This is a genomic window from Methanohalophilus halophilus (assembly GCF_001889405.1).
Classification (GTDB): domain Archaea; phylum Halobacteriota; class Methanosarcinia; order Methanosarcinales; family Methanosarcinaceae; genus Methanohalophilus; species Methanohalophilus halophilus.
Map to the genome: position 1 here is coordinate 767289 of NZ_CP017921.1, position 12599 is coordinate 779887.

Annotated in this window: 14 protein-coding genes; 6 read left to right on the plus strand and 8 right to left on the minus strand. The window is 45.9% G+C overall.

The genetic code is table 11. The annotated features are described in order from the left end of the window. Positions 1 to 11: 11 nt before the first annotated feature. Both BHR79_RS03775 and nadC read right to left on the minus strand, forming a co-directional pair. Positions 12 to 1259: a COG1361 S-layer family protein gene (locus BHR79_RS03775; RefSeq protein ID WP_072561133.1), complete on the minus strand. Its 1248-nt coding sequence runs from the start codon at positions 1257 to 1259 to the stop codon at positions 12 to 14. 78 nt (positions 1260 to 1337) lie between these two features. Beyond that, a complete protein-coding gene (gene nadC, locus BHR79_RS03780) occupies positions 1338 to 2174 on the minus strand; it encodes a carboxylating nicotinate-nucleotide diphosphorylase (protein ID WP_072561134.1) in 837 nt (278 codons plus the stop codon). A gap of 101 nt (positions 2175 to 2275) precedes the next feature. Here nadC and BHR79_RS03785 point away from each other — a divergent pair, with 101 nt between their 5' ends. From BHR79_RS03785 to BHR79_RS03795, 3 genes are all read left to right on the plus strand, one after another. After that, complete coding sequence (locus BHR79_RS03785; RefSeq protein ID WP_072561135.1) at positions 2276 to 3091, plus strand: aspartate dehydrogenase; 816 nt, start codon at positions 2276 to 2278, stop codon at positions 3089 to 3091. Positions 3092 to 3165: 74 nt separating this feature from the next. Continuing rightward, a complete protein-coding gene (gene nadA / locus BHR79_RS03790; RefSeq protein WP_072561136.1) occupies positions 3166 to 4083 on the plus strand; it encodes a quinolinate synthase NadA in 918 nt (305 codons plus the stop codon). A gap of 15 nt (positions 4084 to 4098) precedes the next feature. Further along, the gene (locus BHR79_RS03795) at positions 4099 to 4938 is read left to right on the plus strand and encodes a geranylgeranylglycerol-phosphate geranylgeranyltransferase (RefSeq protein WP_072561137.1); all 840 of its coding nucleotides are present in this window, start codon (positions 4099 to 4101) and stop codon (positions 4936 to 4938) included. Here BHR79_RS03795 and BHR79_RS03800 read toward each other — a convergent pair. From BHR79_RS03800 to BHR79_RS03810, 3 genes are all read right to left on the minus strand, one after another. After that, positions 4935 to 5612, minus strand: a complete 678-nt coding sequence (locus tag BHR79_RS03800) for an RNA ligase partner protein (RefSeq protein ID WP_072561138.1) — start codon at positions 5610 to 5612, stop codon at positions 4935 to 4937. The genes BHR79_RS03795 and BHR79_RS03800 overlap by 4 nt on opposite strands. 179 nt (positions 5613 to 5791) lie before the next feature. After that, the gene (locus BHR79_RS03805) at positions 5792 to 7963 is read right to left on the minus strand and encodes a CDC48 family AAA ATPase (RefSeq protein WP_083433023.1); all 2172 of its coding nucleotides are present in this window, start codon (positions 7961 to 7963) and stop codon (positions 5792 to 5794) included. A 16-nt stretch (positions 7964 to 7979) separates the two neighbouring features. Next, complete coding sequence (locus BHR79_RS03810) at positions 7980 to 8681, minus strand: (5-formylfuran-3-yl)methyl phosphate synthase (protein WP_072561139.1); 702 nt, start codon at positions 8679 to 8681, stop codon at positions 7980 to 7982. Between the two features lie 46 nt (positions 8682 to 8727). On the opposite strand from BHR79_RS03810, the gene BHR79_RS03815 reads away from it, so the two are divergent. Both BHR79_RS03815 and BHR79_RS03820 read left to right on the plus strand, forming a co-directional pair. Continuing rightward, on the plus strand, positions 8728 to 9435 hold the full coding sequence (locus BHR79_RS03815) for a HisA/HisF-related TIM barrel protein (RefSeq protein WP_072561140.1): 708 nt from the start codon (positions 8728 to 8730) through the stop codon (positions 9433 to 9435). Positions 9436 to 9453: 18 nt separating this feature from the next. Then, entirely contained in the window at positions 9454 to 9684 is a 231-nt protein-coding gene (locus BHR79_RS03820; RefSeq protein ID WP_072561141.1) for a hypothetical protein, read from the plus strand. Here the strand turns inward: BHR79_RS03820 and tmk are convergent, their stop codons facing one another. Beyond that, positions 9685 to 10284: a dTMP kinase gene (gene tmk, locus BHR79_RS03825; protein ID WP_072561142.1), complete on the minus strand. Its 600-nt coding sequence runs from the start codon at positions 10282 to 10284 to the stop codon at positions 9685 to 9687. Between the two features lie 9 nt (positions 10285 to 10293). Next, positions 10294 to 10422 (minus strand): hypothetical protein, encoded by a 129-nt coding sequence (locus BHR79_RS10800; protein ID WP_257790280.1) that lies wholly within the window; start codon positions 10420 to 10422, stop codon positions 10294 to 10296. A gap of 60 nt (positions 10423 to 10482) precedes the next feature. Between BHR79_RS10800 and BHR79_RS03835 the strand changes: the two genes are divergently transcribed. Beyond that, the gene (locus BHR79_RS03835) at positions 10483 to 11151 is read left to right on the plus strand and encodes a DUF166 domain-containing protein (protein ID WP_072561144.1); all 669 of its coding nucleotides are present in this window, start codon (positions 10483 to 10485) and stop codon (positions 11149 to 11151) included. Positions 11152 to 11153: 2 nt separating this feature from the next. Here the strand turns inward: BHR79_RS03835 and BHR79_RS03840 are convergent, their stop codons facing one another. Further along, a complete protein-coding gene (locus tag BHR79_RS03840; protein WP_072561145.1) occupies positions 11154 to 12590 on the minus strand; it encodes a methanogenesis marker 14 protein in 1437 nt (478 codons plus the stop codon). Positions 12591 to 12599 lie beyond the last annotated feature (9 nt).

The following is a 12599-nucleotide window of genomic DNA, read 5'->3' on the forward strand; positions in this document are numbered from 1 at the left end:
CCAGATAATATTTAAAAGCGGTATTGTTGGCGGCGGTAATATATCCATGCTGCTGCCCCGAGAATGATGACTACAGGCACGATATATACATATAGCGGCTGTTCGAAGATCACATCGTATTTGCCTTTTGTGACTTCCAGTGCATTTGTTGTTGTTTCACTGTTTATTTCTTCTGCTTCAGGGTCTTCAGCACTTATGTAGGAATAGGAGGCTGTCACAGGATAACTTCCCGTTTCTTCTGCTTTGACGTTGAAAGTGAATTCCTTTTGCTGTTGCACTCCCAGGGTTTGCAGGTATATTGTGGGTGTATCACTGATAATCTCTATCTCACTGTCCCCACTTTCATATTCAAGTCCGTCAGGAAGCTGTATATCCACTGAAACAGCTTCAGCATCCCCTTCACCGTTATTTCTTATGAGTAATGTTACTTCAGTACTTTCTCCCCTGGGTATAACAGCTTCCTGGAGATCTGCCGAGACTTCCACATCTGCCATGGCTGCAGGTTCGCCTTCTACTGTGATTGTGGGAGTATTGGAACTTGTCTGTGGGAAATCGACTCCCGCATTGTTAGAAAAGGTTGCAGTAGTGGGTTTGAGTGTAAATGTGCCGGGCTCTGTTGATTTGATGCGATAGACAAAAATTTGTTGTGACTCCCCAACGTCCAGAGACATCTTTCCGGATTGGCTTACGAAAGTTTCCTCCAGGATGAATTTCTCGGGGAGGTTGTTGGAAAACCTGAGGTCAGTTGCATCGTCATCCCCTTTGTTTTCTGCGCTGACAGTAACTGTTACTGAATCACCTGCTTGTATGGTATTTGAACTTACACTTTTGGTAATTTCAATAATGGGTGTACCGGAAAATTCCGCCTTTTCATGACCACCATCGACAACTCCCTTTGTATTGACAATGTCCTCATCGGTAATTGTAATGGCTATTTCGGCACGGGGTACAAGAGCATCAATGGTGTCTATCAACGTTACTTCCACATCTTCATTTTCAATTTCAAAGGTAAAACTGCTGTTAATATCCAGCCCCTTGTCCATCACCTCAGTGTCCTTTTCATATACATAAAAAGATGCATAGTCATTTGAAGGGAACACATCGCCTACATCTATGACATAATTATTTATCTGGTACCCATCTCCTGCATCAATGGTGCCTTCATAAAGAATACTTTTTGCAGAGGCAGATCCTGCAAATACCATTGAGGACAAGGCTGCTATCAAGAGCAGGCATACGATCATTTTTTTGAATTCCATGTTCCCCTCGCCACGATTTTTTTCATAACTTGTTATCTAAATACTGCCTAAATACACTACTGGAAACCAATATAAAGTTTATGACATAAAAGAGTCTTTCATCTCCATACTCAGATCGACCCATTGTGCTTTATGGATCAGGGAGCCCATAGAGATTACATCAATTCCTGTTTTTGCGTATTCTGCAAGGTTTTCGGCGTTTATCCCTCCCGATACCTCTACTATTACCTTATTCCTTAATCCCTCGTGACGTAAATTCTCCAGGGTTGATATAATTTCTGAAGGGGACATATTGTCCAGCATAACGATGTCCACTCCCATCCTTGCAGCCAGGATTGCATCGGGTGCGGATTCAACTTCAGCTTCTACTTTTTGGGTAAAGCTTGCCATTTCTTTTGCTTTGAGGATCGCATTTTCCAGACCCATTATATTCCTGTGGTTGTCCTTTATCATTATGGAATCGGAGAGATTGAACCTGTGGGGGTCCCCACCGCCCGCGATTACAGCCATTTTTTCGAACTCCCGGATTCCCGGGGTTGTTTTACGGGTTGCAGCCACAACTGCATCAGAACATTCATGTGCCACTTCCACGCAATTTCTTGTAAGGGTCGCAATACCGCTCAGGTGTCCCAGGAAGTTCAAGGTCAATCTCTCAGCACGCAGTAGGGATACAGTTCTCCCTTTAAGTTCAAAGAACACATCGTTATTCTGTATCCTTTCTCCCTCTGCAACCTTTCTTGTATATTCGATATCAAAATAATCAAATATGGCCTCTGCAACCTCCACACCGGCAACCACACAATCCTGCTTTGCAAAAATCACTGCTTCTGCAATCGTGTCCGGCACCATCTGGCATGAGATATCATAATAACCCAGATCTTCCCGGATGAAACTCTCTATCTGTCCTCTCAGCATCCTTTTCACCAGTTTTACTTTATGTCCGGGGAGTTTTAATATGCTTTGTAATGATAATACTTTTATGTGCTGGCCCTCTAGAACATAAAGGAGTCTCATTAATGCTTAAAATAGGAGTTTTCGGTTGTGGTGCCATTGGTGGAGAAATCTGCAAGGCTATTGATAATGGCCAGATTGAAGCACAACTCTATGCTATATATGACCGCCATGAGCAATCCCTGAACAGGGTGAAAAGTTCACTGGAAAATTTTGATCCAGAGATCATGGAAATTGTTGAAATGGTCAGGGAGGTAGATCTGGTGGTAGAATGTGCTTCCCAGCAGGCGGTTTATGAAGTGGTTCCCACGGCGTTACATGCCAAATGTGATGTCATGGTAGTAAGTGTCGGGGCTTTTGCTGACACACAACTTCTTGAAATGACCGAAAACATAGCCCGTGAAAAAAATTGCCGGATTTACGTTCCCTCTGGTGCCATCTGCGGAATAGATGGCTTGATTTCGGCTTCTGCAGCTGCTCTGCATTCAGTCACCCTGACAACCGAAAAACCCCCCGGGGGATTGAGGGGAGCCCCCTATGTCCTTGAAAATAATATCGATATTGATTCCATAACCGGCAGAACTGTTCTTTTTGAAGGCTCTGCAACTGAGGCGGTACAGGCATTCCCTGCAAATGTGAATGTGGCTGCTACTCTCAGCCTTGCAGGGATTGGATTTGATAATACCAGGGTCAGGATAGTGGTCAACCCTGCCCTGACAAGAAATATCCATGAGATCGCAGTAGAAGGTGAGTTTGGAAGATTCACCTCCAGGGTGGAAAATGTGCCTTCTCCCACAAATCCAAAAACAAGTTATCTGGCTCCTCTTTCCGTAATTTCTACCTTGAAGAAGCTGACCCAATCCTTCAATGTGGGAACCTGAAATCGCATAAACTTATATGTTATATAATCTATGTATTCGCCCGGAATTCATTATCCCGGGATTGCAGTGGTAATATGCAGGATAAGCAGGCTATAATAGACAGGATTAATGTCTTGAAAAAAGAAAAAAATGCGGTGATCCTTGCCCACAATTACTGCCGTGGCGATGTACAGGATTTAGCTGATTTTGTAGGTGATTCACTTGGCCTGAGCCGTCAGGCAGTTGAGCAGCCCGCTGATATTATTGTTTTTTGTGGCGTGGATTTCATGGCGCAAAGCGCTGCTATCCTGAGCCCCCAAAAGAAAGTTCTCATTCCGGACAGGTTTGCACGCTGCCCAATGGCGGCAATGGCTACTGCAGATGAGGTAAGAAAAGCCAAAAAACAACATCCCGATGCGATGGTTGTGTCCTATGTAAACAGTAGTGCAGAGGTGAAAGCAGAAAGTGATGTATGCTGCACATCCGCCAATGCTGTCAAAGTTGTCAACTCACTGGATTGTGCGAAAGTACTGTTCATTCCTGACAAAAACCTGGGAGACCATGTGGCCAGGAACACTGACAAAGAAATAATTTTCTGGGATGGCTACTGTCCGACCCACAACCATATGCTTGAATCAGATGTGGATTCATCTCAAATATCCCATGCAGACGCCGATATTCTGGCCCATCCGGAATGCAGGCGTGAGGTGCTTGAAAAAGCAGATCACATTTTAAGCACTACAGGAATGACAAGATATTGCTCCTCTTCGGATTCAAAAGAATTCATTATAGCTACGGAAAACGGTCTTCTCCATCGTCTGCGCAAGGAAAATCCGGATAAGCACTTTTACCCCTGCTCCGAATATGCGATCTGTCCGGATATGAAAACCATCGACCCTGCATCTGTTCTGGATTGTCTGGAAAATGAAGAATATGAGATCAGGGTAGAGGAAAAGGTCACAGTGCAGGCCAAAAAAGCCCTTGATCGCATGCTTGAAGCAGGAAGAGCATAAAGGCGGGCCGGTTTAATGCACGCTTATTTCCAATTAATGCGTATTGCCAATTGTGCAATGGCAGCCTTTGCCGCAGTGATTGGTGTGTTAATCGCCTTTAGAATGATTTTTGAACAAACCCTTCAGGCCTTTCCATTTTTTGAGGCAGGGGGTGTGGGGATTGTAGTAATACTTGTAACCGGGGCCGGCAATACCATCAATGATTATTTTGATGTGGGTATTGATACGATAAACAGGCCTGACAGGCCAATTCCTTCTGGGAAGGTAAGTAAGAAACAGGCGTTTTTCTTTGCTGCATTCCTTTTCATAATCGGAATCGCCATTGCCTGGTTTATTAATCTGGTCTGTGCTTTAATAGCTCTTTTCAATTCTCTCCTGCTTGTCCTGTATGCCCGTAATCTTAAGACGACTCCCTTTTTTGGCAACGTTGCGGTGGGTTACCTGACAGGTTCTACTTTCCTTTTCGGTGCCGCTATATTTGGGATAGAAGGATTGTATGTCCTTTCGGTATTATTCCTGCTTGCAACCCTGGCGACAATTGCACGTGAAATTGTGAAGGATATCGAGGATATGGAGGGAGATATGGAAGCAGGAGCAACTACTCTCCCCATTCTCATCGGGAAAAAACAGGCAGGTTTTGTAGCTTCGGCCCTTGCCCTGATAGGTATCGCTTCCAGCCCCTACCCTTACCTGAATTCCATGCTGGGTGAATATTACCTTCCTCTGGTGGGTATTGCTGACCTGCTTTTTATCGCGGCTGTTTATGCAGTGTTGAAAAATGACCCCGCCCTCTCCTCAAAACGCTTCAAACTGGCTATGTTCATGGCATTGTTTGCTTTTGTGGCAGGTGCTTAACGGGATGTATGCCTGAGATATTCCTGCAACATCCGGGGAAATGTTTCGGCGGGAACAAACCTCACGCCCAGTTGTTCGGCCCATTTCTGGATCCCGTAGTCCTTGGCAACTACAGCTGCATCAAGCTCTTTTGCCAGCAGTAGCACATCGATATCAGGTGCACTGTCCAGTATTCCGTAACGCAGGGCTGAGCGGTATTTGTTGCGGAATTTGTTCACAACGGAACCCACTACTTCGCGATCGATATCCTTCTCCACCATATGTTTGCTTTTTGCCTGTGAATTCTGGATAAGACACTCACGGGAAGCCTCACGGATTGCTTCTTCTGCCACATTCATGCCTTTGTTGATTCTCTCCCTCATGTAGGATACGTATTCGTGAAAAATACGGGAGGGAATCTGTACCTCATACCTGTCAGGGGTTTTCTTGACAAGCCAGGTATCGATCTTTGCCACGACTTCAGGGTCACAGTTATTGTTATTGGCAAATTCCTGAAGTTCATTATAAACGGAAGGGAAGGGGACATAGCAGCTGATCTGCAGATGCAGCCGGGCATCTGCTATCAGGTCCAGAATTTCTTTCATACCTGCGCAGATGGTGTCCTGTCCCAGTGACTGGCGGGCCTGAATATCGGTAAGCCCGGTGGTATCCATTATAAATCTCTGTCTCAACATGTTACCTCCCCTTATAAATAGTACAGAATAAAAAATGGTTTACAATTTAAAGTAGTTTTGTACTACCTTACTTTAATCTCCGTTTTCCGTATCTTTATGTACCACCGTAGGAACTACGGGTGGAGCCTGTGGACCTGTTTCGGTTGGGAAAAGGTATGAAGCAGGAAGCTGCCTGGGCTTTAGCCAAGTGGTAATTCACGTTCATAACCGGCCTTTGCATTTTTGAAATTTTCAATCGCCGTCCTGAAGTGTTGATTGTTGATGCGAATTGAGTGGGCTAACCTTTTTACATCCTCCCGCTTCATGGCAGGCCGGACATTTTCCCTGATTGAAAGCATTGAAGCTTCCCTGCAAATAGCCTCTATATCAGCCCCGGAATAACCATCCGTAAGTCCGGCCAGCTCATGTATATTCACATCTTCTGACAGGGGCTTGCCCCTCAGGTGGATGCCAAGAATTGCTTCCCTGCCGGCTGAATCAGGCAGATCTACATGTATGAGCCTGTCAAAACGGCCCGGTCTGAGCAGTGCCGGATCCACCATCTCAGGGCGGTTGGTGGCGGCAATTATGACAATATCCTTCAACTCCTCTATGCCATCGATCTCGGTAAGAATCTGGCTAATTACCCTCTCGGCCCCTTCCCCGCCAAAGTTATCCTGTCTTTTGGGTGCAATCGAATCGATTTCATCGAAAAAAATGATTGAAGGAGATGCCTGCCGTGCTTTGCGAAACGTTTCTCGGACCGCTTTTTCGGAATCCCCGACATATCTGCTTAATAATTCCGGTCCCTTTATGCTTATGAAATTGGCATTACTTTCCCCGGCTGCTGCCCGTGCCAGCAGGGTCTTACCTGTGCCCGGTGGCCCGTAAAGCATAATTCCCAGGGGAGGGCGGGTGGCAGTTATTTCGAACAGTTCCGGATATTTAAGGGGCCATTCCACAGCTTCTATGAGATCTTGTTTGACTTTTTCCATTCCCCCGATATCATCCCAGAGGGTATCTGCCATTTCAAGGAAAACTTCCCGCATCGCGGAGGGTTCAACATTTTTGCGTGCTTCTTCAAAGTCAATAGCATTGACTGTGAGTTCATCCATGATTTCCGGAGGGATTTCATCTTCAATTTTCAGCCGGGGCATGAGTCTGCGCAGTGCATGCATGGCAGCTTCTTTGCAGAGTGAGGAAAGATCTGCTCCGACAAAACCGTATGTTGTATCTGCTATCCTTTCGAGATTAACATTGTTAGAAAGGGGCATACCTCTTGTATGTACATAAAGTACCTGCAGCCGCCCTTCCCTATCCGGGATCCCAATCTCAATTTCCCGGTCAAACCGTCCTCCCCTTCGCAGGGCCTGGTCAATGGAGTTGGGTCGGTTGGTCGCAGCTATTACTATAACTTTTCCACGTGATTTCAGGCCGTCCATGAGGGAAAGCAACTGGGCAACCACGCGTCTTTCCACTTCGCCCCTGACCTCATCCCTTTTAGGAGCTATGGAATCGATTTCATCAATGAAAATAATGGAGGGTGCTTCCTTTTCAGCCTCATCGAAAATTTCCCTGAGTTTTTGTTCGCTTTCACCGTAATATTTAGAAACGATCTCAGGGCCACTTATGGAAAGGAAATTGGCTTCGGTTTCACTTGCAACAGCTTTTGCAATCATGGTTTTGCCGGTACCGGGAGGTCCATAAAGCATCATACCTGCCGGAGGATCGATCCCGAGTTTCTGGAATAGTTCAGGATGTCGCAGGGGCAGTTCGATCATCTCCCGCATCAAGCCGATTTCCCTTTTCAGTCCCCCGATATCCTCATAGGAAACCTGTTCATCTCCTGGTAGCTGTTCTGCAGGTTTTTCCTTCAACATCAGTCTGGTATTGCGGGTAACAATCACAGGGCCGGTTGGCTGGGTAGCGGTTACTACAAATGTCATCGGTGTGTTGACTGTCTCCACACGTATCTTTTGTCCACGGTCCAGTGGTCTGCCTTCCAGAATACGGTGAATATAACGTGAGTAATTTTTGGAATGTATGGTCTGGTTTGTAGCAAGAGTAACCCTCTGGGCATCCTTTGCTTCAACCTTTTTGATCGTGACTTTATCATCGATACCTATACCTGCATTATTACGCAGGTTACCATCAATCCTTATGATGGTTTTACCTGCATCATCAAGGTAGCCGGGCCATACAACGGCATAGGTTTTACGCTTACCCTGAATAGATATTATATCTCCACTGATGGCTCCAACCTTTTCCATCAGGTCCTTGTTAAGCCTGGCAATACCTCTTCCTGCATCACGGTGGTATGCCTCTGCCACACATACTTCTATTTTTTTGATGGGTGGGTTGGAGGAGACCATACTTGGTCCAAAAATATTAGCTAAGGCGGGCGCGAAGCTGTTCTACAAGTTCCTGCTTGATGGATGTACTACGATCCCCGCCACAGACGATACCCCTGACGCCCAGGATATCCGGCTTGATTTCCTTTATTGCTTCTATATCGTCGAATTTGATACTGCCTGCCAGTGCCGTTTCCAGGCCATTTGCATGTGCTTTTTCAACGAAATCCTTAAGTTGTGCTTCATTGAGGTACTCGAAGGTGGAACGTCCGTCTTTTACCCCCGTATCAACCATGACCAGGTCAACTCCTGCTTTTGCGCCAATTGCCGGTAAGAGGGCCGGGTCGATTGAATTGATCCTCGTATAATCGGAATATGCACATGCGACTACTTTCGGGACATTATCCATTGTCCTGACAGCTTCGGTGATTCCGGCAAGCATCTCATAGGCCTGTTCCTCTGTCTGGATATCATACAGGCCGATTTTGACATAATCCGCACCCGCAGCTGCTGCACCATAGGCAGCAAGGGCAGCGGTGCCGGGTTTGTAGTTAAAATCCCCCAGGGCTGCACTGATGGGTTTTTGGTCCCCTACAGCGTCCTTTACCCCTTTGATCACTCCCGGGAAATTGGCACCAAGAGATCCTTCTTTTGGATTTTTGACATCGATAATATCTGCACCGCCTTTTAGGGCGGAGATTGCTTCTTCGTTATTAATAGGACTAACCAGCAGTTTCATGTAATGGCCTCTTTTTTATAGGATGGAATAAAGTGTCATATTAAATATGTTTCGAATTGTCTTTGTATTGGATATATATAATGGTATTGCAGTCCATGCCCGGGGAGGAGACCGGAAAAACTACCAGGCGGTTCATCTGTCCAGTCAGGTATGTGAAATCTCCAGTCCCTGTGGTATAATTGAAACTCTCAATCCGCGGGAAGTCTATATTGCCGACCTCAATATCCTGCAGGGGGAAGGGAAAAACAAAGAGAATATTGATGAATTAAAATCTCTTTCATCAAAATCTAATGTCATGTTGGATGTCGGTGTAGAAAGGCAGGAGGATGCGGATAAATGGCTGCGAATTGCAGACACCCTTGTGCTGGGTACTGAAACGGCTTCAATGGATGTGATCAGGAAGCTGGCTGCCAGACACCCGGGCCGCATAAGTGTGAGCATAGATCGCAAAAATGGTCAATTACTGTCTAAATCATCGGATATCCCTGAAAATCCTAATCTGGCAATAGAAATATTCAATGAGTTGCCCCTGAAAGACATAATTTATCTTGATCTGGACCGTGTAGGCACTTCTTCAGGGATGGACATTGACATGCTTTCCCGTCTTGCAAAAATATCCTGCCATCCTCTTCTGCTGGGGGGCGGTGTGCGGGATATGACAGATATTGCAGAACTTAAAAACGCCGGGATTTCAGGTGCACTTGTTGCCACAGCAGTGCACAAACAAGTTATACCAGTAAAACAACTACGATAAAAAAATCAGGTGATAACTATGGATGAAGATACATTTGAGGACGTTGAAGCAGCGTATCATGAAATAAAAATGGGTGGAGGATGGTATCTTACCATCTCACTGGAAACCAGCGAACGGTATGAAAAAGAATATGTGGAAATTGCAAAGGAAAGAGGGGGCCAGAAACGGGGTCGTTTTAATCTCAATCCCAAATATGCAAGACAGCTGGGAGAGGCCCTTATCGAATTTGCCGACTCCAATGAGCTTTGATCATTCAAGCCCACTGATGGCTTCGTCTACTTTTTTTTTCACTTTTTCCAGACTCTGTGATGCGTCGATGATTACAAATCGCTGAGGATTTTCTTCTGCAAGTTGCAGGAATACATTGCGAACCCCCGAAAGGAAATCCACCTTTTCAAACTTGGTCTGTGCGTCACGACTGTTACATCTTGAAACGGCAATTTCGGGGTCGATATCAAGCAGTAAAGTAAGGTCGGGCACAACGGTCCATCCCCTGTGCAGCTGCTTGATCCACTCTACCGGCTCATTGAACCTGTCCTTAAGGGTAGATGACTGATAGGCAATTCTGCTGTCTGAGTACCTGTCTGAAATTATCACTCTGCCAGTTTCCATTGCAGGTTTGATCGTATTTCGGATGTGTTCTGCATGATCGGCTGTGAACAATAAGAGCTCTGCCAGGGGATCAACATCCGACTGGATTGCCCGCATTACAGCCTGGCCGATCCAGTCTTTTGTAGGTTCGCGTGTAAAAATAATATCCGAATAAATGGGGTTTTGTTTCAGGTATTCCATTATGGTGGTCTTGCCCGACCCGTCAATCCCTTCAATTGTCACAAGTTTTCCTTTCATTTCCATCTCTCAGGTACGGACGGTGTCTTCACTGCCACATTGGGGACATTTTATAGGCATGAAGTTGGGGTCTGCCTGAAATACGAAGCTGCATGTATTGCATACAAAATATACCTTTGATTGATCTATATCATCCATATTTTCACCTGTATAATATTTACCGGTAAATAATATAACTATATTCTTCATTTCCAGTGTATGACAATTATAGGAGTAATTACAAGGGGTAAATACGGCAACCGATTGATAGAAACGCTCCGTCAACATTCGGACTTTACCATCAAAACTGCCTCCCTGCCTGCCAGGTTACCCGATTTCCTGGATGAGCCGGAAGAATTTGTAAAGAGACTGGATATCAATCCGGATGTATTCACTGCAGATACCATAATAACTTACTCCCTGCATCCCGATATTACACCGGTGATTGCTCGTATGGCCGGGAAAGCCGGTGTGTCCTCATTGATCGTACCCGGAGGTTCGGCCCGGGCTCCATTTATCGAACTGGAAAAAATAGCTTCTGAATATGGCATCTATATCGAGGTGGATGAGATATGCTGTACTCTTCCGGAAAAGGAGGAAACAGCACCTTTTTCCAGTGTATTCGGTCTTCCGGAACTTGAAGTCTCCACTAAAAACGGCTATATATCGGATGTCAGGGTCCTGAAGGGTGCACCATGCGGCAGCACATGGAAAATGGCGGAAAAACTGATTGGTACAAGAGTAGAGGACGCTCCGGCAAAAGCAGGTTTGTTAATCCAGCAATACCCTTGCAGGGCCGTCAGAGGGCAGCTGGGCGGAATTCATGATTCGGCGCAGCTACATAAAAAAGCAATGGAGAAGGCTCTAAAAACCTTCTCTGGGGAATGAACTTACTGGCTCTGTAATTTGATCCTGTCCTTAAGGATGCATTTTCCGCCTGTATGGCCACCCAGGGGATTATGAGGGGTTCCCAGTGAGTTCATACATCTTGCCATGACCGCTGCACCTCTGGCAAGCCCGTCATCGACAAATACAACTTTTTCTTCGATTTTATCTCCCAATCCCAGTGTTTCCAGTTTTTCAAGGACAAGTTTGGGTTTGTCTCCTGAAATGCCGGCCCTTCCGGTGATTCCAATGGCAGTTTCAGGAAATACAACCCCTTCTTTCTGTGCCACTTCCACAAGGCGGTAGATTACACCTGCCATCACTTCATCGATTACTGCGAACAGGACCTTGAGTCCCTCTTCTTTGTAAATCTGCGCACCCATCTCTGTTAATTCATGCATTTTTGAACCATTGGTGCCCACGTCACATCCAATGAGCACGACTCCGATTTCGGCTGCAGCGGCAGGATTTACAGGCACACTCCCATAGCGGGTGACATTTTCAGGTACCTTTTCGATAGATATCTTTTCCATTAAGCGGTTTGCATATTCCTTTATTTTCTTACCCTTCAGGAACATGGTAATCATGCCCGGAGGCTTTTCGTCAAAGACATCAAGAGCGGTTCCCAGTTCCAGATCCACAAGCTGGGTTCCACGGATTATAGCATCGGGAATGGCTCCGGCATAGCCACAGAAGTTCCCAATGGTTTTTGCATATGGCTCTTCGGGGCTGATGACACGTCCATCCAGTGTGGTTCCAAAGTCCATCGATAAACAGGGATTACGGAAATCCACATTCACCCATTTCGCTCCTTCTTTAATACCGGCGGTTGCAAGTTCCCCCTCCATTTCATTGGCCACGATTTCCACACCTGTGGCCCCGGTGGGAGGAAGGACGCTGGCAACTGCTCCATCAAAAATAACTTTATTGAGTTTGCTGAACTTCTGGAATCTGGGGTTTATGTTTTCCTGGGACATCGGAGGCGTCATGTTCCTGGGAGGCACACCCGCCATAAGGCAACCGTCTGCAAGAGCTTTGATAAACTCTCCCACTTCTTCCGGTGCATCGAACCCGGCCACCACACCGGTGGATCGGACAACGAAGTGAATATCTTTTTTTATATCGAGGTTGGCTTTCTTGACAGCCTCCAGAAGCGTATTCTTGACAAGTTCTGCCACGGATTCGCGGCTTAATTCCACCCCTGTAAGCGTCTTGCCGAATACTTCTTCTCCAGGTTTTGGTTGTCTTACATCCCTTGTCATCCTTACGGTTTTCACCACATGGTATGTCGTACCTTTTTCGAGATCTGTGGCCGTAAGGATACATTTGGTGGTCGTATTGCCCACTTCTACAGAGGCCACTATGAAATAGGAATTGGATTTTGATTTCAGGTCTATCAGTCTAACGGAAGGAGTTTCGGCTATTCTGGGTTTGTGTGACATAAAATCTGT